The organism is Streptomyces sp. NPDC005706 (assembly GCF_040631045.1).
Taxonomy (GTDB): Bacteria; Actinomycetota; Actinomycetes; order Streptomycetales; family Streptomycetaceae; genus Streptomyces.
On sequence record NZ_JBEXYS010000024.1, the window covers coordinates 1 to 26123 of the forward strand.

Sequence of the window (26123 nt, forward strand, 5' to 3'; positions counted from 1 at the left end):
ATCGTGCCGTGCATCGTGAACGCCTGGTTGAACTGCTCGTTCGACATGATCTGCAGGCCCGGACGGGCCAGCTCGGCGCGCATCAGCAGCGCCATGACGCCACCGATCAGGAAGAACGCGAACGAGGTGACCAGATAGAGCGTGCCGATCGTCTTGTGGTCGGTGGTCGTCAGCCACTTGACCACGACGTTTCCCGGCTGCTTGCGCCTGACCGGCAGCTCGTTCTCGTACGAGTCCTCAGCTGCCGCGGCACCCTGGGGTTCGTTGAGGATGCTCACAGGTTGTTCGTCTCCCGGTTCTTCTCGTGGCTCGTCTGCGCGATGCCGGCGGGAATGTAACCGGTCTGCCCCTTCTTGGCGAGGTCCTTGAGGTGCTGCTGGTATCGCTCGGGGGAGACGACCTTCACGTTGAACAGCATCCGGGAGTGGTCGACGCCGCAGAGCTCCGCGCACTTGCCGAGGAAGGTGCCCTCCTTGTTGGGGGTCACCTCGAAGGCGTTGGTGTGGCCCGGGATGACGTCCTGCTTCATCAGGAACGGCACCACCCAGAACGAGTGGATGACGTCACGCGAGGTCAGGACGAAGCGAACCTTCTGGCCCTTGGGGAGCCAGAGGGTCGGCCCGGGGTTGCCCGTCTGCGGGTTCCGGGTGCCCGGGGTACCGACGTCGTAGACACCGCCGGCGTTGGCCGGGAAGGCGTCCTTGTACCGGTCCGGGATGGCGGACAGGTTCGGGTCGGTCTTGGCGTTGCCGGACGAGCCGGGAACGCTCTCGATGTAGTTGAAGCCCCAGCTCCACTGGAAGCCGACCACGTTGACCGTGACGTCGGGCTTCTTGGAGAGGCTCAGGAGCTTCGTCTCGTCCCGGGCCGTGAAGTAGAACAGCACCGAGATGATGATGATCGGGACCACCGTGTACAGGGCCTCGATCGGCATGTTGTACCGGGTCTGCGGAGGAACCTCGACCTTGGTGCGGCTGCGCCGGTGGAACATGGCGCTCCACAGGATCAGGCCCCACACCAGCACGCCGACGGCGAGCGCAGCCGCCCAGGACCCCTGCCACAGGGAGAGGATCCGCGGAGCCTCTTCCGTGGTCGGGGTGGGCATACCAAGGCGGGGGAAGTCTTCCCAGTTGTACGAGCAACCGGTGGCTGTCGCCAGGACCAGGCCCGCGGTCAGTGCCTGCAGCAGCTTCCGCCGCATCGGGCGCCGCGGCGAGCGGTCGGAGCCGTTGGGACTCACGTAGCGCCTTCCCGAGAGTCTCGCCCGCGCTGTACGGCTGCGGCCTTCTCGCTGGTCGGTCGCCGCCCTGCGTCGGGCAGGGGTTTGGATGTTTATGCGGACCAAACCCTAGCCGACGCTCTCCGAGGGTTCGCGGGGAGGGTGCCATACGCGCTGCGGGTCACTCGAAAGCGCCCGGCAGCCCGGGCGGTTTCGGTGCGTTTGCGGCTGCTGGGCACGCGTCGTTGCTGGTCGCGCCGTTCCTCGCGCCCCTTGGGTCACTCGACCTGGCGAAGTCTTACCGTTGCCGTGTGGCTTACTTCGACGCGGCGTCCGCCGCTCCCCTCCATCCCGTCGCCCGGCAGGCGTTGTCGGCCTCGCTCGATGACGGGTGGGCCGATCCCGCCCGTCTCTACCGGGAGGGGCGCAAGGCCCGGATGCTGCTCGACGCGGCCCGGGAGGCGGTGGCCGAGGCCGTGGGGTGCCGGGCGGACGAGGTGGTGTTCGGCTCCTCCGGGACGTGGGCCGTACACACGGGTGTCGCCGGGGCGTTGGCCGGGCGGCGGCGCGTGGGGCGCCACCTGATCGTGTCAGCCGTCGAACACTCTTCGGTCCTCCATTCGGCTGAAGCGTTCGAGGCGGAGGGTGGTTCGGTCCACCGGGTGGCCGTGAACCGGGCCGGGGCGGTGGATCCGTCGGCCTACGCCGCCGCGCTCCGGCCGGACACCGCGCTGGCGTGCCTGCAGTCGGCCAATCACGAGGTCGGGACCGTGCAGCCGGTGGCGGAGGTGGCCGAGGCGTGCCGGGCGGCCGGGGTGCCGTTGCTGGTGGACGCGGCGCAGTCGCTGGCGTGGGGGCCGGTCGAGGGCGACTGGTCGCTGCTGGCGGGCAGCGCGCACAAGTGGGGCGGCCCCTCGGGCGTCGGAGTGCTGGCCGTGCGCAAGGGGGTGCGGTTCGCGCCGCAAGGTCCGGTGGACGAGCGGGAATCGAGGCGGGCGCCCGGGTTCGAGAACCTGCCGGCGATCGTGGCGGCAGCCGCCTCCCTGCGGGCGGTGCGGGCCGAGGCGGCTCAGGAGGCGCTGCGGCTGCGGGAGCTGACGGAGCGGATCCGGGCCCGGGTGCCGCGGCTGGTGCCGGATGTGGAGGTGGTGGGTGATCCGGAGCGGCGGCTGCCCGGGATCGTCACCTTCTCCTGTCTCTATGTCGACGGAGAGGCCCTGCTGCACGAGTTGGACCGGGAGGGCTTCTCTGTGTCGTCCGGGTCCTCCTGCACCAGCGGCACACTGACGCCCAGCCATGTGCTGAGGGCGATGGGCGTGCTGAGCGAGGGGAACGTGCGGGTGTCGCTGCCGACGGGGACGCCGGAGGACGACGTGGAGCGGTTCCTGGAGGTGCTGCCCGGGGTGGTGGCGGGCGTCCGGGAGAAGCTGGGCGCGCCGGCGGCCGCACCCGCGACGGCCGTACGGGCGGAGGAGCTGCTCGTCGACTCCCTCGGCAAGCGCTGCCCGATCCCGGTCATCGAGCTGGCCAGGGCCTTCGGGGACGTGCCGGTGGGCGGGACGGTCCGGGTCCTGTCGGACGACGAGGCGGCCCGTCTGGACATTCCGGCGTGGTGCGAGATGCGGGGCCAGGAGTACGTGGGCGAGGAGCCCGCGGAGCGGGGCTCGGCCTATCTGGTCCGCCGGGTGAGCTGACGAGGGGGCGGGCAGGGCCCGCCCCCTCGTTCCGGTGAGCGCTCAGCTCAGGTGGGCGCGTACCTCTTCGGCCGCGTCGTGCCCGTACGCCTTGGTGAACCGGTCCATGAAGTGGCCCCGGCGCAGCTGGTACTCCTGGGTGCCGACCGTCTCGATGACGAGCGTGGCCAGCATGCAGCCGACCTGGGCCGCGCGCTCCAGGGAGACACCCCAGGCCAGACCGGAGAGGAAACCGGCCCGGAAGGCGTCGCCGACGCCCGTGGGGTCGGCCTTGCGCTCCTCCTCCGCGCAGCCGACCTCGATCGGGTCCTCGCCGGAGCGTTCGACGCGGACGCCGCGCGAGCCGAGGGTGGTGATCCGGTGGCCGACCTTGGCCAGGATCTCCGCGTCCGACCAGCCGGTCTTGGACTCGATCAGGCCCTTCTCGTACTCGTTGGAGAACAGGTACGTCGCGCCGTCCAGCAGTATCCGGATCTCCTCGCCCTCCATGCGGGCGATCTGCTGGGAGAAGTCGGCGGCGAAGGGGATGTTCCGGGAGCGGCACTCCTCCGTGTGGCGGAGCATGGCCTCCGGGTCGTCGGCGCCGATCAGGACCAGGTCGAGGCCGCCGACGCGGTCGGCGACGGTCTTGAGCTCGATGAGGCGGGCCTCGCTCATCGCGCCGGTGTAGAAGGAGCCGATCTGGTTGTGGTCGGCGTCGGTGGTGCACACGAAGCGGGCGGTGTGCAGGGTCTCGGAGATCCGGACCGATTCGGTGTCCACGCCGTGGCGGTCCAGCCAGGCCCGGTACTCGTCGAAGTCGAAGCCGGCGGCACCGGCGAGGATCGGCTTCGTGCCGAGCTGACCCATGCCGAAGGCGATGTTGGCGCCGACGCCGCCCCGGCGGACGTCCAGGTTGTCGACCAGGAAGGAGAGCGAGACCGTGTGCAGCTGGTCCGCGACGAACTGGTCGGCGAAACGGCCGGGGAAGGTCATGAGGTGGTCGGTGGCGATGGAGCCGGTGACTGCGATGCGCACGGCGTGAACTCTCCTGTGGAGTTAAGAGGGGGCGCGCGAGAGCGCTCGTTGGAAGAGGCTGACAGTTCACGCTACCCGGTTGGCACGGGACGCTGAAGCAGGCAAAACTACCTGATAGTAGGTCTTTCTTCGTCGCTCCCCCATGCATACGGTGCCGCCATGACGAACCTCAAGGTCCACACGTCCGCTCCGGCCGATCTCGAAGGCGATCTCGCCTCGCTGCGCGGGGACTGCGCCCGGATGGCCCCGCACTGGGCGCCGCCGCGGCACGCCGGCTCCCGTCCGGTGCCGCCGTCGCTGATCCACGGGGTGACGGTGCCGGCGCGGTCCGCGCGGCTGCTGGACGCGATGTCGGACTACGGCGACTGAGCCGGGGCGCGCGGGCGGGAACCGTGCGCTCCCCTGGCGCGTCCCATCGGCGTTCCCCCTGTGGGGGACGCGGGACACGAGCCAGCGAGGAGCGATGCGGTGAACACCGAGCGACCCGAGAACCCCGAGGATCCGAGGGACTCCGCCGAGCCGGAGGTCTCCGGCGGCGGGACGGCCGGGGCCGGTGAGGCGGCGGACGGCGCGGCCGGTGTGGCCCGCACGGCGGCCGGCGAAGATGCTGGTGACACCCGTGCGAGGGCCGGCGAGGACGCCGGTGGCCTCGGCCCGGCGGCCGACGGGGACGGCGGTGACTGGGCCCGGCGGAGCCGCTCGCGGGTGGTGATCGTCTCGGTCGCCGCGGCCGTTCTGCTGGTGGGTGGCGGGGGCGCGTACCTCGCCGCCGCCGGTGGGGATTCCGGTCACCGCGCGGACGCGGGCGCGTCCGGTGGGGGCGCGACTCCCTCGCCGCTCCGCCTGGACGGGTGGACGCGGGGCGGTACGGAGGGCATCGCGCCCGGGGAGCCGGATCCGTACGGCGCGACCTATGTGGCGGTGGGCGAGCTGCCGGACGGCCCGGGCTCGGCACCGGTGTACGTACCCGGGGGCGAGGTCGGCAGGGAGCGGGTGGCCCGGCTGGCCGAGGCGCTCGGTGTCGACGGGGCGCCGGTGGCCGAGGGGCCCGGCTGGCGGGTCGGCGGGAAGGACGGATCCGGGCCGGTCCTGCGGGTGAACCGGGCCGCGCCGGGCGACTGGACCTTCAGCCGGTACTCGCCCGGCACCGACGACTGCCGGAAGGTGACCGTCTGCGCGCACGACCCGGCCGCTCCGGCCGCCGACCCGGTGAGCGTGGCCGCCGCCGAGAAGGCGGCGGCGCCGGTGCTGAAGGCGCTCGGCCAGGACGACGCCAGGATCGACGCGAGCCGGGTCATGGGCGCGCAGCGGGTGGTCGACGCCGACCCGGTGGTGGGCGGTCTGCCCACCTACGGCCTGACGACCGGCCTGACCGTGGACTCGACGGGCGAACCGGCCGGCGGCCACGGGCAGCTCGCGGCGCCGGTCAAGGGCGACACGTACCCGGTGCTGAGCGCGGCCAGGACGCTGGAGCTGATGAACAAGGGCCCGAAGAGCACGCACCGCATGGGGATCGGCGGCTGCGCCAGTCCGGTGCCGCTGAAGGACCGTGACGAAGGGTCGTGCGGCGGATCGACGTCGGTGCCGAAGGCGTCGGACCGGGTCGAGGTGGAGAAGGCGGTGTTCGGACTGGCCGCCCGCTCGTCCGGCGGCCGTCAGGTGCTGGTGCCATCGTGGCTGTTCGAGGTGCGGGGCTCGACGCCGGGCGGCGGCTTCACGGTGGCGTACCCGGCCGTCGACCCGAAGTACCTGGTGGAGCGGTCCCCGGCCATCGACCCGGGCGCGCTGACCGCGCCGGGCGGGCCGGCGCCCTCGAAGCCGACCGCGACGACCAGGACGGTGAAGGCGGACGGTTACAGCGCCGACGGCCGTGAGCTGAGTGTGAGCTTCACGGGCGGGGTGTGCTCGGAGTACCGGGCGGCGGCGAAGGAGAGCGCCGGCCGGGTGACGGTGACGGTGACGGAGAGGTCGCGCAAGGGCGAGATGTGCGTCGCCATGGGCAAGCTGTACGCGAAGACCGTGCGCCTCGACGCGCCGCTCGACGGCCGCCGGGTGGTCGACAGCGACGGCCGGCGGCTCCCCGAGGTGAAGCGGGCGGAGCCGCGGCCGCGGACCTCCGCCCGCTAGGCCCCGCACGCCACACCACGGCTACGCACGAAGCGGCGGCCCCCCCAGAAGGGGGGCCGCCGCTTCGTCCGTCAGGCCGTGGCCTTGGCCGGTTCAGCTGAAGGAGTCGCCGCAGGCGCAGGAGCCCGTCGCGTTCGGGTTGTCGATCGTGAAGCCCTGCTTCTCGATCGTGTCCACGAAGTCGACGGTGGCGCCACCGAGGTACGGAGCGCTCATGCGGTCGGTGACGACCTTGACCCCGCCGAAGTCCTTCACGACGTCGCCATCGAGCGAGCGCTCGTCGAAGAAGAGCTGGTAGCGCAGGCCGGAGCAGCCGCCGGGCTGGACGGCGACACGCAGGGCGAGGTCGTCGCGGCCTTCCTGGTCGAGTAGGGCCTTGACCTTCGACGCGGCGGCGTCGGTCAGGATGATGCCGTCGGTGACGGTGGTGGTCTCGTCCGATACGGACATCTACATCTCTCCCGGGTTGTACGGAGACTGCTTGCCGACGAGTGCAACCGGCGCTTCCGCGGATTCATTCCGGGCCGGGCATTCGCGTGGTCGCGTTTTTGGTGTCTCTTCATGCTCGCACACGCGCGTGGACACGGACAGCGGCCCGTGGAGCGACCCGGGCCGACCCGGGCGGGATTCACGTCACATGGACACTATGGCCGTCGTCAAAGTGACGTGAAGCGGCTATGATAGATAGCGTCAGTTAGACGAAAAGTAGAAAGGGTGCGTGTCGTGACCACCGCCCAGACCCCGGAGCTCGACGTACAGCCGTCTCCGCTCGCCCTGCTGCTGCTCGGCCGTGAGGCCGATCCGAAGAGCGAGCGGGGTGTCGAGTGCCCCGGCGACCTGCCCTCGCCGTCCGACCCCGACCTGGTGGCACGCGCCCGTGCGGCCAAGGAGAAGCTCGGCAGCAAGGTCTTCGTGCTCGGCCACCACTACCAGCGCGACGAGGTCATCCAGTTCGCGGACGTCACGGGCGACTCCTTCAAGCTGGCCCGGGATGCGGCCGCGCGCCCGGAGGCCGAGTACATCGTCTTCTGCGGTGTGCACTTCATGGCCGAGTCGGCGGACATCCTGACGTCCGAGAACCAGAAGGTGGTCCTGCCCGACCTGGCGGCCGGCTGCTCCATGGCCGACATGGCCACCGCCGAGCAGGTCGCCGAGTGCTGGGACGTGCTGACCGAGGCCGGCGTGGCCGGCCAGGTGGTGCCCGTCTCGTACATGAACTCCTCGGCGGACATCAAGGCGTTCACCGGCAAGCACGGCGGCACCATCTGTACCTCGTCCAACGCGAAGCGGGCCCTGGACTGGGCCTTCGAGCAGGGCGAGAAGGTCCTCTTCCTGCCTGACCAGCACCTGGGCCGCAACACCGCGGTGCGGGACATGGGCATGTCCCTGGACGACTGCGTGCTCTACAACCCGCACAAGCCCAACGGCGGGCTGACCGCCGAGGAGCTGCGCGCCGCGAAGATGATCCTGTGGCGCGGTCACTGCTCGGTGCACGGCCGCTTCAGCCTGGACTCGGTGAACGACGTGCGCGAGCGCATCCCGGGCGTGAACGTCCTGGTCCACCCCGAGTGCCGGCACGAGGTCGTGGCCGCGGCGGACCACGTCGGCTCGACGGAGTACATCATCAAGGCCCTGGAGGCCGCGCCCGCCGGTTCCAAGTGGGCCATCGGTACGGAGCTGAACCTGGTCCGCCGCCTGGCGAACCGTTTCGCTCCCGAGGGCAAGGAGATCGTCTTCCTCGACCGGACGGTCTGCTTCTGCTCGACCATGAACCGCATCGACCTGCCCCACCTCGTCTGGGCGCTGGAGTCACTGGCCGAGGGCAACCTGGTCAACCGGATCGAGGTCGACAAGGAGACCGAGGCGTTCGCCAAGCTCGCCCTGGAGCGGATGCTGGCGCTGCCGTAACGGTTCACCGGCACACAGCAGGGCCCGGTCCACGCAATCCGTGGACCGGGCCCTGTCGTTCGCTCAGACGCCCGCGGTCTCCAGCACCTCGGGCTCGGGCTCCCGCTCGGCCGCCTTCTTCCGCGCGCGCCGCTCCTTGCGGAGCTCCAGCATCGCGTAGAGCGTCGGGACCAGGAGGAGGGTCAGCAGCGTCGAGCTGATCAGGCCGCCGATGACGACCACCGCCAGCGGCTGGGCGATGAAGCCGCCCTCGCCGGTGACGCCCAGGGCCATCGGGAGCAGGGCGAAGATGGTCGCCAGCGCCGTCATGAGGATCGGGCGCAGCCGGTGCCGGCCACCCTCGATCACGGCCTCCACGACGCCGTGGCCCTGCCTGCGGTACTGGTTGATCAGGTCGATCAGCACGATCGCGTTGGTGACCACGATGCCGATCAGCATCAGCATGCCGATCATGGCCGGGACGCCCATCGGGGTGCCCGTGAGGACCAGCAGGCCGATCGCGCCCGTGGCCGCGAACGGGACGGACACCAGCAGGATCAGCGGCTGGACCAGCGAGCGGAACGTCGCCACCAGCAGCATGAAGACGATCGCGATCGCCGCCAGCATGGCCAGACCCAGGTTCTTGAACGCGTCGTCCTGGTCGGAGGAGACACCGCCGATCTCGGCCCGCGCGCCCGCCGGGAGCTTCAGGTCCTTGATCCGCGACTGGAGCTGGGTGCTGACCGCGCCGGTGTTGTCACCGGTCGGCCGGGCCGTGACGGTCGCGGCGCGCTGACCGTCGATGCGGGTCATCGACACCGGGCCGTCCACCACCTTGACGGTGGCGATGTCACCGAGCTTCACCGGGCCGAGGCGCAGCGCCCTGAGCTGGGCGAGGGTGGTGGCGGGCTTGGCCGACCTCACGACGACGTCGCGCTCGGTGTCGTCGAGGACCGCCTTCGCGGCCGTCGTGCCGCGCACGGCCTGCGTGACCGCGGCGCCCAGCTTCTGGTCGTCGAACCCGGCCGCGGCCGCCTCGGAGTTGGCCTTGACCGAGATCCGCGGCACGCTCTGGGCCAGGTCGCTGGTGACGTCGGTGACGTCGTCCAGGCCGGCCACGGTGGAGCGGACCCGCTCGGCGGCCTCGCGCAGCGCCCCGGCGTCGGAGGCCTTCACCACGACGCTGAGGTCCTGGCTGCCGAAGCCGTCACCGGCGGAGACCGTGGTCGTACCGATGCCGTCGAGCTTCTTCAGGCCGTCCTCGAGGTGCTTCTGCACGTCGTCGTAGGACGCCGAGTCCTTCAGCATGACCTGGTACGACGCCTGGTTGGTGTCGGTGCCGCCGCCGAAGGCCGCCATGAAGCCGGAGGAGCCGACGGTGACCTGGTAGTCCTTGACGCCCTCGGTGGAGGCGAGCAGCTTCTCCACCTTCTTCGCCTGCGCGTCCGTGGCCGCGAGGCTGGTGCCGGGCCTGAGCTTCTGCTTGACCGTGAGCACCTCCTGCTCGCCCTGGTCGAAGAAGTTCGTCTTCAGCAGTCCGGACATGCCGAACGTGACGGCCAGGACGGCCACCGCGATCAGCACGCTGGTGAGCCGGCGGCGGGTGGCGAAGCGCAGGACGGGGACGTAGAAGCGCTGGAGGCGGCTCTTCGCCTCCTTCTCCTCGGCCAGCCGGCGCGCCTCGTCGGCGTCCTCGGGGGTGCCCTTGGGCGCGCGCAGGAACCAGTACGACAGGACCGGCACGACCGTCAGCGACACCAGCAGGGAGGCCAGCAGGGCCGCCGTCACGGTGATGCTGAACGAGCCGAAGAGGGCGCCCACCATGCCGCCGACCAGGCCGATCGGCAGGAACACGGCGACCGTGGTGAGGGTCGAGGAGGTGACCGCGCCGGCCACCTCGCGCACCGCTTCGAGAATGGCCTCGCGGCGCTCCTCGCCGTAGCCGAGGTGCCGCTTGATGTTCTCCAGGACCACGATCGAGTCGTCGACGACCCGGCCGATGGCGATGGTCAGCGCGCCGAGCGTGAGCATGTTCAGCGACAGGCCGCGGGTCCACAGCACGATGAGCGCGAGGACCACCGACAGCGGGATGGACACCGCCGTGACCAGCGTCGAGCGGACCGAGGCCAGGAACACCAGGATGATCAGGACCGCGAAGAGCAGACCGAGCGCGCCCTCCGTCGTCAGGCCCTTGATGGACTTGGACACGGCCGGCCCCTGGTCGCTGACGACCGTGAGCTCGGCACCCGAGCCGAGGTCGGCCCGCAGGCCGGGCAGCTTGTCCTGGACCGCGTCGGAGATGGAGACCGCGCTGCCGTCGTGGTCCATGGTGACGTTGACGGCGAGGCTGGGCCGGCCGTCGGTGCGGGTGATGGAGTCCGCCGGGGCCAGCCGCTGCTTCACGGTGGCCACGGAACCGAGGCGCACGGGCTCGTCCACGCCCTCGCCGGTGACCCTGAGGTCCTGGATCTGCTTCAGCGAGGTGAAGCCGCCGCCGACCTGGACGGTGCGGTTGGCGCCGTCCTCGTCGAAGGAGCCGGCCGGCACGGTCGCGCCGCCCGCCTGCAGGGCCTGGCCGAGGGCGGCGGAGGTGAGCCCAGCCTGCGCCAGCTTCGCGTCGTTCGGGGTGACGGCGACCTGCAGGTCCCGTGCGCCGGTGATCTGGACGCGGCCGACGCCGTCGATGTCCTTCAGGGCCGGTACGACGGTGGTGTCGAGCTGGTCGGCGAGGGCCTGCTGGTCCTTGTCGGAGGTGACGGCGAGGACCACGGTCGGCATGTCGTCCGTGGAGCCGGAGACGACCTGCGGGTCGACGTCGTCCGGAAGCTGGTTGCGGGCCCGGTTGACGGCCTGCTGGACGTCGGAGACGAGCCGCTTGGTGTCGTTGCCGTAGTCGAAGGACGCCATGATCACGGCGTTGCCCTCGCTAGCGGTGGAGGTCACCCCGGTGACGCCGTCGACGCCCTGGAGGTTGTTCTCGATGGGCTCGACGACCTGCTTCTCGACGACGTCGGGCGAGGCCCCCTGGTACGGCGCGACGACCGACACCATGGGCAGTTCGATGGTGGGCAGCAGTTGCTGCTTGATCTGCGGTATCGCGATCAGCCCGAAGACGAGCGCGATGAGGGACATCAGGCCGATCAGGGCCCGTTGCGCGAGGCTGAATCTCGACAGCCAGGACATGGGTCAGGGGTCTCTCTTCTGTGAGCGGCAGAAGCTGCTGCGGGGCGCGGTGAGCGCCCACCCCACCACCTTGGGCCATGCCGGACGCCGGTTCCGTAGCCCCCAGGTACATTCCCTTATCCGGTGCCTACTCCGCGCGCAGTACACGCGGGTGGAGATCAGTCCATCCTCGGACGTACCAGGCCCGACTCGTACGCGATGACGACGAGCTGCGCCCGGTCCCGCGCGCCCAGCTTGGCCATGGCCCGGTTGACGTGCGTCTTCACGGTCAGCGGGCTGACCTCGAGGCGCTCGGCGATCTCGTCGTTGGAATGGCCGGCCGCGACCTGCACGAGGACCTCGCGCTCCCGGCCGGTGAGGGCGCCGAGCCGCTCGGAGCGGGCCGGGTCGCGGCCCTCGTCGTCGCCCTGGGCGAGGAAGCGGGCGATCAGGCCCTTGGTGGCGGCCGGGGAGAGCAGCGCCTCGCCGCCGGCGGCGACCCGGATCGCGTTCAGCAGTTCCTCGGGTTCGCTGCCCTTGCCGAGGAAGCCGGAGGCGCCGGCGCGCAGCGACCGCACCACGTAGTCGTCGACCTCGAAGGTGGTCAGTATGACCACGTGGACCTGGGCGAGGCCGGGGTCGGCGCTGATCAGGCGGGTGGCGGTGAGGCCGTCGGTGCCGGGCATGCGGATGTCCATGAGGACGACGTCGGGGCCCCTCTCCTTGGCCAGCCGCACCGCCTCCTCGCCGTCGGACGCCTCGCCCACCACTTCCATGTCGGGCTCGGAGTCGACCAGCACCCGGAACGCGCTGCGCAGCAGCGCCTGGTCGTCGGCGAGCAGGACACGGATCGTCATGCGGTCTCCCCCGGAGCCGTCGTACGGGTCGTGACCGGCAGGATCGCATGGACGCGGAAGCCGCCGCCGTAGCGGGGCCCGGTGCTCAGGGTGCCGCCGACGGCGGTGACCCGCTCCCGCATGCCGAGCAGCCCGTGCCCGCCGCCGTCCCCGGGCGCACCGCCCGCGCCCGCGCCGTCGTCGACCACGGTGACCTCGATGTTCCCGCCGACGCGTACGACGCTCACCTCGGCCCTGGCCTCGGTGCCCGCGTGCTTGCGGACGTTGGTCAGGGCCTCCTGGATGCACCGGTAGGCGGCCAGGTCCACGGCGGCCGGGAGTTCGGTGCCGTGGTCGGTGCGGGCCACCTCGACCGGGAGTCCGGCGCTGCGGAAGGTGCCGGCGAGTTCGTCGAGGCGGCTGAGGCCCGGGGCGGGTTCGGTGGGCGCCTCCGGGTCACCGGACTGGCGCAGCAGGCCGACGGTGGCGCGCAGTTCGTCGAGCGCGCTGCGGCTGGCCTCGCGGACGTGGGCGAGCGCCTCCTTGGCCTGGTCGGGCCGCCGGTCCATGACGTGCGCGGCGACGCCGGCCTGCACGTTGACCAGCGCGATGTGGTGGGCGACGACGTCGTGCAGATCACGGGCGATGCGCAGCCGCTCCTCGGCGACGCGGCGGCGGGCCTCCTCCTCACGGGTCCGCTCGGCGCGTTCGGCGCGCTCCCGGATGGCCTGCACGACGGCGCGGCGGCTGCGCACCGCGTCCCCGGCGGTGGCGCCGATGCCGGTCCAGGCGAGCAGGCCCAGGTTCTCCTGGGCGTACCAGGGCAGGGGGCCGGCGAGCATCGCGGCGGCGGTCAGCACGGTCATGGTGAGCAGGCCGACCCGCCAGGTGGTGGTGCGGTCGGTGGTCGCGGCGACGGTGTACAGGGCGACCACGGCGGCCATCGCGACCGGGGCGCGCGGGTCTCCGGTGAGGCACTCGATCAGGGAGCAGGTGCCGGTGACGGCGAGGACGCCCTTCGGGAAGCGGCGGCGCAGGACCAGCGCGGCGGCGGCGAGCACCATCAGGACGAGGCCGAGCGGGTCCGGGGTGGGGACGCCCCAGGTGACACCGTTCGCGCCGTGCGGCACCGCGAAGGAGCCGGCGACCATGCACGCCAGTACGCCCGCCGCGATGGCCGCGTCCAGCGCGAGGGGGTGGGCCTTGAGGCCGCACCGGGCGCGTTCGAGAGTGCTCACCCGCTGAACAGTACGGGGCCGGACAGGGGGCCGGAACACGGCGAGGCGCGGGGCACCCGCCGCCGGCCGCCGACCGGTCAGGTCCCCGGGGCCGACCGGCCCCGGGCTACCCGCTGCCCCGGGCTCAGCCGGGGATCAGGCCGTCGTCGCCGAGCAGTTCCCGGACCTCCTCCAGCGTCGCGTCCGGGGACGGGAGGATCAGGTCCGAGGGCTCCAGGGCGTCGTCCGGGAGCGAGGTGCCGAGGCGGCGGACGGCGCCCAGCAGGGTGGAGAGCGTGCGGCGGAAGCCCGCCTCGTCGCCGCTCTCCATCTCCGCGAGCAGTTCGTCGTCCAGCTTGTTCAGCTCGGTGAAGTGGGCGTCGCCCAGCTTCACCTGCCCCTCCCCCATGATCCGTACGATCACGTCGGCCTCCTCGGCTCGGGGACCCGGCGCCGGACTACTGCTTGTCGAAGCGCGGGGTGTCCTGCGGCTGCTGCTGGGACTGTGCCTGACCGGTGCCGCCCTCGATGGCCTGCTGCGGGGAGCCACCGGCCAGCTCGGCCTTCATGCGCTGCAGTTCCAGCTCTACATCCGTACCACCCGAGAGCCGGTCCAGCTCGGCCTGGATTTCGTCCTTGGCCATGCCGGAGGGGTCGTCGAGGGCGCCCGAGGCGAGCAGTTCGTCGATGGCGCCGGCCCGGGCCTGGAGCTGGGCGGTCTTGTCCTCGGCGCGCTGGATGGCGAGGCCGACGTCGCCCATCTCCTCGGAGATGCCGGAGAAGGCCTCCCCGATGCGGGTCTGGGCCTGGGCGGCGGTGTAGGTGGCCTTGATGGTCTCCTTCTTCGTCCGGAAGGCGTCCACCTTGGCCTGCAGCCGCTGGGCCGCGAGGGTGAGCTTCTCCTCCTCGCCCTGGAGAGTGGAGTGCTGCGTCTCGAGGTCGGTGACCTGCTGCTGGAGGGCGGCGCGGCGGGACAGCGCCTCGCGGGCCAGGTCCTCACGGCCCAGCGCGAGCGCCTTGCGGCCCTGGTCCTCCAGCTTGGTGGACTGCTGCTGCAACTGGTTGAGCTGGAGTTCCAGGCGCTTGCGGGACGTCGCCACGTCGGCGACCCCGCGGCGCACCTTCTGGAGCAGCTCGAGCTGCTTCTGATACGAGTAATCGAGGGTCTCGCGAGGGTCCTCGGCCCGGTCAAGGGCCTTGTTCGCCTTCGCGCGGAAGATCATCCCCATACGCTTCATGACACCGCTCATGGGCTTCGCGCGCCCCCTTCTGACGGACTCCGGCTCACCGATCCAGCGACAGAACCCACAGTACGGGCCCTGACTCCATTACCGCACTGTTCGGGGACCGATGCGCTCATCCCCAAGGACGACTGCGGGCCCCACCACTCCGGCGTGAGGAGTAGGTGATCCCCGGGGCGGGCCGCTCGGGCCCTTCCGGTGACCTCCCTGTGCGACGTCCGCGACGTCCCCTCTGTCCCCCTACAGACGTCCGGTGTTGCCGGATCGTTCCCGGCCGGGCTGGGGTCCATGCCGGTGCAGCCCGTACCCTTGGGTTTTGTGTTCCGTAGCCGCGCCAAGGAAGAGAAGGCGTCCGCCGACAAGGCGGCCGTGAACTTCTCCAAGCAGACCCGTGACCCGCAGGCCCCCAAGGGCAGGCCCACTCCCAAGCGCAGTGAGGCCCAGTCCCAGCGCCGCAGCGTCGCCAGTACGCCGACGACCCGCAAGGACGCCTCCAAGCGTCAGCGCGAGGAGCGCCGTCAGGCGCTGGACCGGCAGCGCCAGGCGCTGGCCGGCGGCGACGAGCGCTATCTGCCGGCCCGCGACAAGGGCCCGGTCCGCAGGTTCGCGCGCGACTGGGTGGACTCGCGGTTCAACATGGCGGAGTTCTTCCTGCCCTTCGCCGTGGTGATCCTGGTGCTGAGCGTGGTGCGGGTGCCGTCGATCCAGGCGCTGGCGCTGTGGCTGTGGGCCGTGGTGATCGTGCTGATCGTGGTGGACGCGGTGATCAGCGGCTTCCGGCTGAAGAAGCGGCTGGCCGAGCGCTTCCCTGACCAGAACCGCCGGGGCGCGGTCGCCTACGGTCTGATGCGCTCGCTGCAGATGCGCCGGCTCCGGCTGCCGAAGCCGCAGGTCAAGCGCGGAGAGCGGCCCTGAGCGCAGACGCTTTCACCGGGGGTGCGGCCGATGCCTGGCTGAACAAGCCGGGCGGACTGCGTGATGTCGTACGACAGGAGCTGGTCGCCCGGCAGCTCGACGAGCAGATAGCCGGGCGGTTCCCGGTCGGGCAGCGGCTGCGGGTGCTCGACGTGGGGATGGGCCAGGGCACGCAGGCGTTGCGGCTGGCCCGGCTCGGTCACCAGGTGACCGGTGTCGAGCAGGACGCGACGATGATCGCGACCGCGCGCCGGGCCCTTGCCGGTGAGCCCGAGGGCATCCGCGAGCGGGTCCGGCTGGTGCAGGGCGACGGCCGGGACACCGGGGTGCACTTCCTGCCCGGCAGCTTCGACGTGGTGCTGTGCCACGGCGTACTGATGTACGTGGAGGAGCCCGACCCGCTGGTGGCCGGCCTGGCCCGGATGCTCGCGCCCGGCGGACTGCTGTCCCTCCTGGTGCGCAACGGCGACGCGCTCGCCATGCGGCCGGGACTGTCCGGCGACTGGGCGGGCGCGGTGGCCGCCTTCGGCGCCACCTCCTACCGCCCCCGTTCTCGAGCAGCCTCGAACGGGGAGACTCCCATCCGCCTCGGCCTCGACGTGAGGGCCGACCGGCTGTCGGCCCTCACCGCCACCCTGGCCGGCATCGCCGCCCCGCTGCACGCCTGGTACGGCGTACGGGTCTTCACCGACACGGCGGCGGACGACGCGGAGATCCCGGACGACCTGCAAACCCTGCTGGCGGCCGAGGAGCGGGCCGGCCGCACGGACCCCTACCGCTCGGTCGCGGCGCTGCTGCACCTGTGCGGGGTGCGCGGCTAGGGCCGCACACGGCCGTCACCACCGGCGGTGTGCGGGTCCGTTCGGGCGTATCGGGCGGGCCCGGGGCGTTCCCCGTGGAAACACTCGGGGCATGGACGGTTCCCTTGCCCGTGCCCGCCGAACGGGCGCACGTGTCCCCGCGCTGGTCTGTGCGGTGCTGCTCGTGGCCGGCTGCACGGCGTCGGCGAAGCCGGTGCAGCGGCCCGGCGCGTCCGACCGGGCGGCGCTCCCGCTGGCACTGGACGACGTGCAGGGCCGGTACCTGAAGGTGATCAGGGAGGTCCTGCCGTCGGTCGTGCAGATCCGGGCGAGCCGTGATCTGGGTTCCGGGGTGGTGTACGACGGCCAGGGACACATCGTCACCAACGCGCACGTGGTCGGGTCCGAGAGGACCTTCCGGGTGACCACGGCCAATAGCGAGGAGCCGCTCACCGCGAGCCTGGTGTACTCGTACCCCGAGCAGGACCTCGCGGTGATCAAGCTGGACCGGGTGCCGGCCGGGCTGCGGGCGGCGGTGTTCGGGGACTCCGGGACGGTGCAGGTCGGCCATATGGTGCTGGCCATGGGATCGCCGCTCGGGCTGTCGTCCAGCGTGACCCAGGGCATCGTCTCGGCGACCGGACGGACCGTCAGCGAGGGGGGCGCGGACGGGGGCACGGGCGCCACCATGGCGGACATGGTGCAGACGTCGGCCGCCATCAACCCGGGCAACAGCGGCGGGGCGCTGGTGAACCTCGACGGGCAGGTCATCGGCATCCCGACGCTCGCCGCTTCCGATCCCGGCCTCGGGGGCGGCGCGGCGCCCGGCATCGGCTTCGCCATCCCGGCGTCGATGGTGCGGAAGATCGCCGACCAGATCGTCAGGCAGGGCAAGGTCGTCGACTCGGGGCGGGCCGCGCTCGGCGTCACCGTGCGGGGCGTCGTGGACGACGGCTACCGGCCCGCCGGGGTCGCGGTGGTGACCGCCGTCGGCGGCGGCGCGGCCGAGCGGGCCGGACTGCGGCCCGGCGATGTGATCACCAGGGTGGACCGCACGCCGGCCACCTCCGCCACCGCGCTCTCCGAGGCGCTGGCGACCCGGCGGCCGGGGCAGCGGATCCCGGTCTCCTTCCAGCGCGACGGCGCGGCGAAGACGGTGGAGGTGACACTGGGTGAGCAGTGATCAGCGGGCGGGGCGCGGTGGCAGTGAGGAGGGTGGTGGCGAACCCCTCCTCACTCCCCGGCCGGATTACGACGCCTCGGCGTGCAGGCTCATCGGGCCGTAGATCTCGCTGGTCTCCTCGAACAGGCGCACCTGGTCGGCGCCGCCCTCCTCCAGCGCCTTCCAGTGCTCACCGATCCAGGACTCCGCGTCCCCCTGGGTGGTGAACTCCTCCGGCTGCACCGCGGGCTGGACCTCCGTCCCGTCGGCCTTCTCGAACCGCCACGTCCATGCCGTCATATGGGCCTCCTCTGATCCAACTCTGCCCCGGAAGACTAGCCGGAAGCGCAAGACCTGCTGGGACGGGTGAAAATCGGTCCGTGGAAGTCACTCTGCTCGGCACCGGTGCCCCCGCGGGACTGCCCCGCCCCGACTGTCCCTGCGCCGTCTGCGCGACCGCGCTGGGCCCCGAGGCGCGGGCGGCCACCGCGCTGCTCGTGGACGGGGCCCTGCTGCTCGATCTGACGCCGGGCGCGGCGTTCGCGGCCGCGCGGTCCGGGCATTCGCTGGGCGGGGTACGGCAGGTGCTGCTGTCGCATCCGCACGACGGGCCGGCGGTGGAGGTGCCCGCCGGGGTGCCGCAGCCCGGCCGGGTGCCGGACGGGCGGGAGTTGGCGCTGCTGACGGGGCATCGGGTGCGGGCGGTGGCGATGGACGCGGGCGGCACCGGGTACGCGGTGACCGGTCCGGACGGGCAGCGGCTGCTGTACCTGCCGCCGGGCGGGGCGCCGGCCGGACTGGAGGAGGCGACGGCGGAGTCGTACCAGATGGTCCTCGCCGACGTCGTGGGACGCCCGGACGCGCTGGCCCGGCTGCGGGCGGTGGGATCCGTGGACCCGACGACGGACGTCGTCGCCGTGCACCTCGACCACGACGTGCCGCAGGGCGCGGAGCTGCGGCGGCGGCTCGCGGCGGCGGGTGCGCGGGCGGTCCCGGACGGTACGACGCTGATGGTCGGGGCGTACGAGGACGTGCCGGACGTGCCGCGCCGGACGCTGGTGCTCGGCGGGGCGCGCTCGGGCAAGTCGGTGGAGGCCGAACGGCGTCTGGAGGCGTTCCCGGACGTGCTGTACGTGGCCACGGGCGGGACGCGCGGCGGGGACACCGAGTGGACGGCGCGGGTGGCCGCGCACCGGGAGCGGCGGCCGGGGTCCTGGCGTACGACGGAGACGACGGACCTGGTGCCGCTGCTGGCCGAGGACGGGCCGCCGGTGCTGATCGACTGTCTGTCGCTGTGGCTGACGGACGTCATGGACTCCGCGGGGGCGTGGGACGACGCGGAGTGGGCGGGGGGCGGTGAGAAGGCGCTGCGCGCGCGGGTGCGGGAGTTGACGCAGGCGGTGCGGGGCGCTCGGCGGACCGTGGTCGCGGTGTCCAACGAGGTGGGGTCGGGGATCGTGCCCGCGACCGCCTCCGGGCGGCGGTACCGGGATGAGCTGGGGCGGCTGAACGCGGGGTTCGCGGGTGAGTGCGAGCAGGTCCTGCTGGTCGTGGCGGGCCAGGCTCTGGTGCTGCGGGGCTGAGTGGCTGCCCGGTGCCGTGCCGGGCCGTGCGGGGACGCGGCTACGGCGTGATCTTGCGGGCCACGAGGCGGTAGGCGTTGGAGAAGGGGGTGTGCCGGGTCAGGGGGGCCAGGGTGTGGTCCAGGGCCCAGGCCAGGTCGGTCAGGGGGGCTGCCGCGGCTCGCAGGAGGGGGTGGGTGCGGGACAGGGCCAGGGTGAGGGCCGCCGACAGGTCGTAGGGGGCGTGGGGGGCGCTGCGGTCGGTGACGAGGATCGCGCAGCCCTGCCGTTCCAGCTCCGCGCGGAGGTTGGCCAGGGGCATCAGGTGCAGATGGCGGGGCTGGCCGTAGGGCCACCACCACCGGCCGAGGAGCGGGGCGAACGCGCAGCGCGGGTCGGGGACTTCGACGACGAGGTGGCCGCCGGGGCGCAGGACGGTGAGGGCGGCGCGGAGTTCGGCGCGCGGCTCCGGGGCGTGCTGCAGGTGGTGGAACATGCTGACCACGTCGTAGCGGGCGCGCAGGCGGGCCGCCGTGCCGGGGGTGCTCAGGTAGCCGCGGTGGGCCTCCTCGACGCGGCCGTCCAGCAGGGCCTGTTCGACGCGGGCGGTCGGGTCCAGGCCGTCGAAGCTGGTGTACGGGAAGAACTCCTTCGCCGCCTCGGGGAAGTGGGCGTGTCCCGTGCCCACGTCCAGCCAGCTCTCGGGGTCGGGCAGCGCCGACAGCGCGTGGGCGGCGGCGCGGTGGCGGCGGCGGACCGTGCGGGCGGAGCGGAGCCGCTCGGCGAACTCCGCCAGCTCTCTCTCGTAGGAGTCCCGGTGGTAGAAGGCGAAGCCCTCCGCCGTGAGCCGGGGGTTCTGGAAGACGTGGGCGCAGTCGCCGCACTCGTCGAGGACGTGACTGCCCGGCCGGTGCCGCAGCGGGTCGGGGGCGCGCACCCGGGTCCGCAGGTGCCGGGAACCGCACCAGGGGCAGTCCTCGCGGCGCGGTTCCAGGAAGGGGTCGTAGGGCTCGGTGACCTGCGTGGTGGAGAGCGAGGGCTGCATGGACGGCTCCCAGGGCGACATTCCGCGGCAAACCGGAACGTATGGGATACCGATCCCAGGTGCAAAGACGTCGCCACCGTGGGGTGGCGATGTGGCGCCGGAGCGTTCGTCCGCTGCCGGTACTGTTCGGCGAATGAGCAGCCTTGAACTGGACGACTTCACCGATCTGATCGAGCGCCCGGACGGGGGCGTTCGCCGTGACGCCGAGGCCCGGCGCGAGCGCCAGATCGTGCCGCCCGGGTCGCTCGGGCGGCTGGACGAGCTGGGCGAGTGGCTGTCCGCCGCGCAGGGCGCCGTACCGGTGCGGCCGGTCGAACGGCCGCGCGTGGTGCTCTTCGCCGGTGATCACGGTGTCGCGGAGCTCGGTGTCTCCGCACGCCCGGCGGGCGGCGCCGAGCGGCTGGTGCGGGCGGTGCTCGAGGGCGGCAGCCCGGTGGCGGTGCTCGCGCGCCGGCTGGACGTCCCGGTGCGGGTGGTGGACATGGCGCTGGACTGCCCGCCGGAGGCCTTCCCGGAGGACGTCGTGCGGCACCGGGTGCGGCGCGGCAGCGGCCGTATCGACATCGAGGACGCGCTCACCGCGGACGAGGCCGAGGCTGCGTTCCGGGCCGGTGTGGCGGTCGCCGACGAGGAGGCCGACTCGGGAACGGACCTGGTGGTGCTCGGCGACGTGAGCGTGGGCGGGACCACGGCCGCCGCGGCGCTGATCGCGGCGCTGTGCGGGACCGACGCCTCCGTGGTGACCGGGCGGGGCGGGCTGCCGATCGACGACCTGGCGTGGATGCGCAAGTGCGCGGCGATCCGGGACGCGCTGCGGCGGGCGCGGCCGGTCCTCGGGGACCAGTTGCAGCTGCTCGCCACCGTGGGCGGTGCCGACCTGGCCGCGATGACCGGGTTCCTGCTGCAGAGCGCCGTGCGCAAGCTGCCGGTGATCCTGGACGGCGTGGTGGCCGCCGCGTGCGCGCTGGTCGCCCAGCGGGTCGCGTTCCGGGCCCCGGACTGGTGGCTGGCCGGGCACGACAGCGGGGAGCCGGGGCAGGCCAAGGCGCTGGACCGGATGGCACTGGAACCGCTGCTGGAGCAGGGCGTGAAGGTCGGCGAGGGAGTGGGGGCGCTGCTGGCGCTGCCGCTGGTCCGGGCCGCCGCCGCGCTGGCCGCGGAGCTGCCGGAGAAGGCGGGGCCGGAGACGGACGAGAAGGCGGAGCCGGAGACGGACGAGAAGGCGGGGCCGGAGACGGAGTAGCCGGTCGTGGTCGGCTGCGCGTTTCGCGGCAAGGGCGCACATATGATCCCCTCTCATGGGAGATGCCCGAAATGCCGTGGAGCAGCAGGCCGAACCGGGGCGGCGGTCCGGCGGTGCCTCCCGCCGGGCCGCCGCCTTCGCCGTCTGGTACCTGCGGGCCGTCGCCTTCGTCAACTTCCTGAGCGCGGTGTGGGTTTCGCTGGGGCAGGACGTGCGCCGGCACAACCAGGAGAACTTCTTCACGCCGTATCTGCTCACCGCCGGCTTCGCCTCGGGCGTGTTCACCACGTTCCTGGCGATCACCATGCGGCGGCGCAAGCGGGCCGCATGGATCCTGAACCTGGTGCTGAGCGGGTCGTTCCTCGCCCTGTTCGCCTTCGCCATGGCGTTCCCGGAGATCCGGCAGTACACGCAGAACTGGGTCTCCCTGGCGCTCACGGCCGTCTTCACCGGGGCGCTGCTGGCCGGCCGGCGGGAGTTCTACGCCAAGGGTGACCGGTCGAACCCGCGGCTGGCCGCGACCGTGGCGGTGGGCGGCGGTCTGCTCGCCTCGCTGCTGGCCGGAGTGCTGGTCACCGTCACCAACCAGGCGCCGGACGCGGCCCGTTCGACGTTCCTGGAGCGCTGGCACTACGGCACGCTGCGGCTGATCTCGGTGGCCGCGGACGAGAGCCGCTTCCCCGGGATCGACCCGCCCAACTGGGCCAACGTGGCCGTCAACGTGCTCAGCACGGCGCTCGTCCTGGCCGTGTTCTACGCCGCCTTCCGCTCCCGGCGCGCCGTGGACCCGCTCACCGAGGACGACGAGAAGCGGCTGCGGGCGCTGCTGGAGCGGCACGGGGAGCGGGACTCGCTCGGCTACTTCGCGCTGCGCCGGGAGAAGAGCGTGGTCTGGTCGCCGACCGGGAAGGCGGCCGTGGCCTATCGCGTCGTCGGCGGGGTGAGCCTCGCCTCCGGCGATCCGCTCGGCGATCCGGAGGCGTGGCCCGGGGCCATCGCGCCGTGGCTGACCGAGGCGCGGGCGCACGGGTGGATCCCGGCCGTGATGGGGGCGAGCGAGGAGGCGGGGACGGTCTACGCCCGGCACGGCCTGGACGCGCTGGAACTCGGTGACGAGGCGATCGTGGAGGTCGCCGAGTTCACCCTCGAGGGGCGGGCGATGCGGACCGTCCGGCAGGCGTACAACCGGGTGCGGCGGGCCGGGTACCGGGTGCGGATCCGGCGGCACGAGGACATCCCGGCGGCGGAGACGGCGTACCTCGTGGAGCGCGCCGACGACTGGCGCGACGGGGCCACCGAGCGCGGCTTCAGCATGGCGCTGGGGCGGCTCGCGGACCCCGAGGACGGCCGGTGCGTGATGCTGGAGTGCACGGACGCCGAGGGCAGGCTGCGGGCGCTGCTCTCCTTCGTGCCCTGGGGGCCGCACGGGCTGTCCCTCGACCTCATGCGGCGGGACCGGGACTCCGACAACGGGCTGATGGAGTTCATGGTCATCGAGCTGCTGCGGCGGTCCCGGGAGATCGGGATCACGCAGGTCTCACTGAACTTCGCGATGTTCCGCTCGGTCTTCGAACGTGGCGCGCGCCTCGGTGCCGGTCCGGTGCTGAGGCTGTGGCGGTCACTGCTCAGCTTCTTCTCCCGCTGGTGGCAGATCGAGTCGCTGTACCGCGCCAACGCCAAGTACCGGCCCATCTGGGAACCGCGGTTCCTGCTCTTCGAGAAGAGCGCGGACCTGCTGCGCATCGGCCTCGCGTCGGCGCGGGCGGAGGGGTTCCTGGAAGCCCCTGGACTGCCCAAGTGGCTGCATCGCAGGCACTTGGAGACGCACAGATGAGGAACGCCTGATGGAGAGGCTCGCCCGCTGGGTCCGCGCCGAGTGGGGGCCCTTGTACGTCGCCGTGCGCGACCCCTTGCGCGAACGGCGGCTGCGGGCGGCGCCGATGGCGGCCGGGGCGGTGTGCCTGACCGCGCTGCTGCAGTACGCGCAGAACCAGCCGTGGGGTTACCGGCTCGTGCAGGACGCGGGCGCGGTGCGGGCGGAGGACCCGCTGTGGCAGGCGCTGTTACGCACACCGCTGTCGCTGTTCGTGCCGGCGCTGGACCTGCCCGTGTGGGGGGCGCTCGCGCAGATCCTGTTCGTGTTCGGGATCGCCGAGATCTGTCTGGGCCGGTGGCGCACGCTGGCGGTCGCGTACGTCGCCACGCTAGCCGGGACGCTGTACGCGCGGATCGGCATCGCCCTCGGCCCGCACGCCCCGTTCGGTCTGCCCGCCTCGGACGCCCGGGTGGTGGACACCGGCCCCTCGGCGGCCGTGGTCGGCCTCGCCGTGTACGTGGCCTGGCGCTACGGCGCCCATGTCACGGTGGGCGCGGTGACCACGGCGATGGTGGTCGAGGTGCTGCTGAAGGAGAACCTGGCCGGCAAGGAGCACCTGGCCGCCCTGATGGGCGTCGGCACCCTCTGTCTGTCCGCAGCCCTGCGCCACCGCCGCACCCACCCCACCCTCGCCGTCGCGCCTGCCGAGCCGAGCGCCACCCCACCCGCCGTCCGCCCCTGAGCACCGCGTCGATCCCGGCCCGGCGACGAACGCCGGGCCGCGTCCCGCCCTCGCGCGGAGCGTCAGTGGGGCCCCGGCAGTCGGGTCGGGCGGGGGTCGGGTTTGCCGCCGATCCAGTCCTGGACGGCGCGGCGGGGGCCGGACCAGCGGCGGTCGTGGCGGTAGGCGCGCAGGGCGGCCTTGGCACGGGCGCGGGGGCGGCGGCCGTAGAAGCGGCGGGCCCACAGGGAGCCGGGGCGGGCCAGCCGGATCGCGCCGACGAGCGCGACCAGCGGCACGACCGCGCCGAAGACCGCGAGGCGGGCCTTGCCCTTGCTCAGGGCGATCAGCGCGAAGAGGAAGTTCACGGCGATGGTGCTGATGACGCTCCCGCGGTCCTGCAGTTCCTGTTCGGACAGGTCGTTGACGCCGAACGGCACGAAGCCGGCCAGCAGCAGGCCCACCAGGGCGGCGGTGAGGACGACCGCCTCGACGCTCTTGCGGCCCTGCGCGGTCCAGTAGACGTCGTCGAGGTGCAGGATCAGCGCGAACTCGTCCAGGACGAGGCCCGCGCCCATTCCGAAGACCACGGCCGCGACGGTCCCGCCGACGCCGTTGCGGCCACTGGCGACCGCGCCGAACCCGCCGACGACGGTGAGCACCACCCCCGGGACCACGTGGTGGATGTGCAGCCCGCCCGCCTCGACGTTCCCGAACGGGCCCTTGCCGGCCCGGATCAGCCGGGTGATGACCCGGGTGACGACGAAGGTCAGCACGAAGGCGGCGAGGGCGAGCAGCAGCGGGAGCTTGCCCGGCTCCAGGATGTTCCGCTCCCACCAGTGCCCCATGTGCGCACATTACCCGGAATTGCCCCGACCCTCAGTGCCGTTCGTCCGATCACCCGCCGGGAGCCGGGCCGGCGCCCGGTACCCTGCGCCGGTGTCCAGGACCCCCGCTCTCCACGGCCTCCGCTTCGCCTTCGGCACGCTCACCGTGCTGCCCGTCCGGGTGCACCGCTGGGACCGGGAGGCCGCCCGCGGGGGCATGCTGAACGCCCCCGTGGCCGGACTGGCCGTCGGCGTCTGCGCGGCCGGGCTCGGACTGCTGCTGCTCCTGCTGGGCGCCGGCCCGCTGCTCGCCGCCGTGGCCTCGGTGGCCGTACCGGCCGCGCTGACCCGTGGACTGCACCTCGACGGGCTCGCCGACACCGCCGACGGACTGGGCAGCGGCAAGCCGGCCGAGGACGCGCTGCGGATCATGAAGCGGTCGGACATCGGGCCGTTCGGCGTCATCACCCTCCTGCTCGTCCTGCTGGCCCAGGTCGCCGCGCTGGCTCAGCTCTACGGCGACTCCTGGACCCGGGGCGCCACCGCCGCGCTGACCTCGGCGGTCGCGGCCAGGCTGGCGCTCACCCTGGCCGCACGCACCGGGGTGCCCGCCGCCCGCCCGGAGGGGCTGGGCGCGGCGGTCGCCGGGGTGGTTCCGGTGCCGGGCGCGCTGGCCGTGGCGGCCGCCGTCACGGTCGCCTCGGCCGCGTGGGGCGCGGCCCTCGGTCCGTACGGGGCCCTGCGCGCCGCGGCCGCCGTGGCGCTCTCCCTGGCCGCCGCCGAACTCCTGTCGCGCCACTGCGTCCGGCGCTTCGGCGGGGTCACCGGCGACGTGTTCGGCGCGCTCGCGGAGACGGCCGCGACGAGCGCCCTCGTGGTGCTGTCCTTCGGTCGCTAGTCTCTTCGTCCGTACACGGACGGACAGGATCGATCGGGGGGATCATCCGTGCTGACCATGCGCCGCGCCCTGGCCTGGTTCATCGACTTCGCGCTGGTACTGACGGCGGCCTGGCTGCTGGCCGCGCTCACCTTCCACCGGATCACCGCGCTCGTCACCGACGTGCCGGAGCTGGCCACACGCGGCGGCTTCGACCTGCTGACCTCGCGCGGTGACGTCCTCGACGCCTCCGAGACGGTCGGCCTCTCGCTGTGGAACGAGGCGGTGCTGGACGTCGAGGAGGCCTTCGGGGCGCTCGTGCTCGCCGCCTTCCTCTACCAGTGGGCCTGTCTCGCGCTGCTCGGCCGCACCCTCGGCAAGGGCCTGCTCGGCCTGCGGGTCACCCCGCGCCTGTCCCGCCGGGCGCTGCGCCGGGCCGCCGTCACCACCGCCGCCGACGTCGCCGTGTACGCCCTGGCCTGCGTGCTGCTGATCGAGGGTCAGTTCCTGCTGTCCGTGCTGGTGTGGGCGGCCGCCGTGACGCTCTTCCTGGTGAACGCGCTGCCGGTGCTCTCCCCCGGCCGCCGCTCCCTCGCCGACCGGCTGGCCGGCACGTCGGTCGCCGCGGTGGCCCTCCGCGCCGGGGATCTCGGGGATAGGGATTACCCGACGGCATGGCCGAGGGATTACCCCAGGGCATGGCCCGGGGACCACCCACAGGGCTGAGGGAACGGGCGTACGCGCGTAGTCTCGTT

25 protein-coding genes are annotated in these 26123 nt (G+C 72.7%); 13 read left to right on the top strand and 12 right to left on the bottom strand.

Annotated features, from left to right (window positions below):
* Together ABZ478_RS28830 and coxB are read right to left on the bottom strand one after the other, a co-directional pair.
* A partial coding sequence (locus ABZ478_RS28830; protein ID WP_359553731.1) for a cbb3-type cytochrome c oxidase subunit I occupies positions 1-278 on the bottom strand: 278 nt, incomplete at its 3' end.
* The gene (gene coxB, locus ABZ478_RS28835) at positions 275-1240 is read right to left on the bottom strand and encodes a cytochrome c oxidase subunit II (protein ID WP_358939052.1); all 966 of its coding nucleotides are present in this window, start codon (positions 1238-1240) and stop codon (positions 275-277) included. The genes ABZ478_RS28830 and coxB, both read right to left, overlap by 4 nt.
* A gap of 290 nt (positions 1241-1530) precedes the next feature.
* Here coxB and ABZ478_RS28840 point away from each other — a divergent pair, with 290 nt between their 5' ends.
* Entirely contained in the window at positions 1531-2913 is a 1383-nt protein-coding gene (locus ABZ478_RS28840; RefSeq protein WP_359553733.1) for an aminotransferase class V-fold PLP-dependent enzyme, read from the top strand.
* A gap of 42 nt (positions 2914-2955) precedes the next feature.
* On the opposite strand, the gene ABZ478_RS28845 is transcribed toward ABZ478_RS28840, so the two are convergent.
* Positions 2956-3930 carry a carbohydrate kinase family protein gene (locus ABZ478_RS28845; RefSeq protein WP_359553735.1) on the bottom strand — a complete coding sequence of 325 codons (975 nt, stop codon included), beginning with the start codon at positions 3928-3930 and terminating at the stop codon, positions 2956-2958.
* A gap of 159 nt (positions 3931-4089) precedes the next feature.
* Here ABZ478_RS28845 and ABZ478_RS28850 point away from each other — a divergent pair, with 159 nt between their 5' ends.
* Entirely contained in the window at positions 4090-4299 is a 210-nt protein-coding gene (locus ABZ478_RS28850) for a hypothetical protein (RefSeq protein ID WP_359553736.1), read from the top strand.
* A 99-nt stretch (positions 4300-4398) separates the two neighbouring features.
* Complete coding sequence (locus tag ABZ478_RS28855; RefSeq protein WP_359553738.1) at positions 4399-6057, top strand: hypothetical protein; 1659 nt, start codon at positions 4399-4401, stop codon at positions 6055-6057.
* A 93-nt stretch (positions 6058-6150) separates the two neighbouring features.
* On the opposite strand, the gene ABZ478_RS28860 is transcribed toward ABZ478_RS28855, so the two are convergent.
* Positions 6151-6507 (bottom strand): iron-sulfur cluster assembly accessory protein, encoded by a 357-nt coding sequence (locus ABZ478_RS28860; protein WP_061919812.1) that lies wholly within the window; start codon positions 6505-6507, stop codon positions 6151-6153.
* A 273-nt stretch (positions 6508-6780) separates the two neighbouring features.
* Between ABZ478_RS28860 and nadA the strand changes: the two genes are divergently transcribed.
* Positions 6781-7965 (top strand): quinolinate synthase NadA, encoded by a 1185-nt coding sequence (nadA, locus tag ABZ478_RS28865; protein ID WP_359553739.1) that lies wholly within the window; start codon positions 6781-6783, stop codon positions 7963-7965.
* Positions 7966-8028: 63 nt separating this feature from the next.
* On the opposite strand, the gene ABZ478_RS28870 is transcribed toward nadA, so the two are convergent.
* The 5 genes from ABZ478_RS28870 to ABZ478_RS28890 all read right to left on the bottom strand — a co-directional run bounded on the left by ABZ478_RS28870 (position 8029) and on the right by ABZ478_RS28890 (position 14409).
* The gene (locus ABZ478_RS28870) at positions 8029-11127 is read right to left on the bottom strand and encodes an efflux RND transporter permease subunit (RefSeq protein WP_359553741.1); all 3099 of its coding nucleotides are present in this window, start codon (positions 11125-11127) and stop codon (positions 8029-8031) included.
* A gap of 158 nt (positions 11128-11285) precedes the next feature.
* Complete coding sequence (locus ABZ478_RS28875) at positions 11286-11963, bottom strand: response regulator transcription factor (protein ID WP_359553743.1); 678 nt, start codon at positions 11961-11963, stop codon at positions 11286-11288.
* Positions 11960-13180, bottom strand: a complete 1221-nt coding sequence (locus ABZ478_RS28880) for a histidine kinase (protein WP_359553745.1) — start codon at positions 13178-13180, stop codon at positions 11960-11962. The genes ABZ478_RS28875 and ABZ478_RS28880 overlap by 4 nt, the downstream gene beginning before the upstream one ends.
* 124 nt (positions 13181-13304) lie before the next feature.
* Positions 13305-13583 carry a hypothetical protein gene (locus ABZ478_RS28885; RefSeq protein ID WP_359553746.1) on the bottom strand — a complete coding sequence of 93 codons (279 nt, stop codon included), beginning with the start codon at positions 13581-13583 and terminating at the stop codon, positions 13305-13307.
* A 34-nt stretch (positions 13584-13617) separates the two neighbouring features.
* Complete coding sequence (locus ABZ478_RS28890) at positions 13618-14409, bottom strand: PspA/IM30 family protein (protein WP_359553748.1); 792 nt, start codon at positions 14407-14409, stop codon at positions 13618-13620.
* Positions 14410-14688: 279 nt separating this feature from the next.
* Between ABZ478_RS28890 and ABZ478_RS28895 the strand changes: the two genes are divergently transcribed.
* The 3 genes from ABZ478_RS28895 to ABZ478_RS28905 all read left to right on the top strand — a co-directional run bounded on the left by ABZ478_RS28895 (position 14689) and on the right by ABZ478_RS28905 (position 17298).
* Entirely contained in the window at positions 14689-15315 is a 627-nt protein-coding gene (locus tag ABZ478_RS28895) for a DUF3043 domain-containing protein (protein WP_359553750.1), read from the top strand.
* An 80-nt stretch (positions 15316-15395) separates the two neighbouring features.
* Positions 15396-16136: a methyltransferase domain-containing protein gene (locus ABZ478_RS28900; protein ID WP_359553879.1), complete on the top strand. Its 741-nt coding sequence runs from the start codon at positions 15396-15398 to the stop codon at positions 16134-16136.
* Positions 16137-16227: 91 nt separating this feature from the next.
* Entirely contained in the window at positions 16228-17298 is a 1071-nt protein-coding gene (locus ABZ478_RS28905; RefSeq protein WP_359553752.1) for a trypsin-like peptidase domain-containing protein, read from the top strand.
* Positions 17299-17364: 66 nt separating this feature from the next.
* On the opposite strand, the gene ABZ478_RS28910 is transcribed toward ABZ478_RS28905, so the two are convergent.
* Positions 17365-17577, bottom strand: coding sequence for a hypothetical protein (locus ABZ478_RS28910; RefSeq protein ID WP_199210263.1), 213 nt, complete (start codon positions 17575-17577; stop codon positions 17365-17367).
* A gap of 80 nt (positions 17578-17657) precedes the next feature.
* Here ABZ478_RS28910 and ABZ478_RS28915 point away from each other — a divergent pair, with 80 nt between their 5' ends.
* On the top strand, positions 17658-18860 hold the full coding sequence (locus ABZ478_RS28915) for a bifunctional adenosylcobinamide kinase/adenosylcobinamide-phosphate guanylyltransferase (RefSeq protein WP_359553753.1): 1203 nt from the start codon (positions 17658-17660) through the stop codon (positions 18858-18860).
* Positions 18861-18900: 40 nt separating this feature from the next.
* Here ABZ478_RS28915 and ABZ478_RS28920 read toward each other — a convergent pair whose 3' ends face one another.
* Positions 18901-19884 carry a class I SAM-dependent methyltransferase gene (locus ABZ478_RS28920; protein ID WP_359553754.1) on the bottom strand — a complete coding sequence of 328 codons (984 nt, stop codon included), beginning with the start codon at positions 19882-19884 and terminating at the stop codon, positions 18901-18903.
* 133 nt (positions 19885-20017) lie between these two features.
* Between ABZ478_RS28920 and cobT the strand changes: the two genes are divergently transcribed.
* Genes cobT through ABZ478_RS28935 form a run of 3 tightly spaced genes read left to right on the top strand, consistent with a single transcriptional unit; the run spans position 20018 to position 23685 of the window.
* Positions 20018-21127, top strand: a complete 1110-nt coding sequence (gene cobT, locus ABZ478_RS28925; RefSeq protein ID WP_359553755.1) for a nicotinate-nucleotide--dimethylbenzimidazole phosphoribosyltransferase — start codon at positions 20018-20020, stop codon at positions 21125-21127.
* Positions 21128-21182: 55 nt separating this feature from the next.
* Positions 21183-22961: a phosphatidylglycerol lysyltransferase domain-containing protein gene (locus ABZ478_RS28930; protein ID WP_359553756.1), complete on the top strand. Its 1779-nt coding sequence runs from the start codon at positions 21183-21185 to the stop codon at positions 22959-22961.
* Positions 22962-22971: 10 nt separating this feature from the next.
* Positions 22972-23685: a hypothetical protein gene (locus tag ABZ478_RS28935; RefSeq protein WP_359553758.1), complete on the top strand. Its 714-nt coding sequence runs from the start codon at positions 22972-22974 to the stop codon at positions 23683-23685.
* Between the two features lie 62 nt (positions 23686-23747).
* Here the strand turns inward: ABZ478_RS28935 and ABZ478_RS28940 are convergent, their stop codons facing one another.
* Entirely contained in the window at positions 23748-24512 is a 765-nt protein-coding gene (locus ABZ478_RS28940; protein WP_359553760.1) for a hypothetical protein, read from the bottom strand.
* Between the two features lie 91 nt (positions 24513-24603).
* On the opposite strand from ABZ478_RS28940, the gene ABZ478_RS28945 reads away from it, so the two are divergent.
* Together ABZ478_RS28945 and ABZ478_RS28950 are read left to right on the top strand one after the other, a co-directional pair.
* Positions 24604-25389 (top strand): adenosylcobinamide-GDP ribazoletransferase, encoded by a 786-nt coding sequence (locus tag ABZ478_RS28945; protein ID WP_359553762.1) that lies wholly within the window; start codon positions 24604-24606, stop codon positions 25387-25389.
* A gap of 57 nt (positions 25390-25446) precedes the next feature.
* Positions 25447-26094, top strand: coding sequence for an RDD family protein (locus ABZ478_RS28950; RefSeq protein WP_359553880.1), 648 nt, complete (start codon positions 25447-25449; stop codon positions 26092-26094).
* Positions 26095-26123 lie beyond the last annotated feature (29 nt).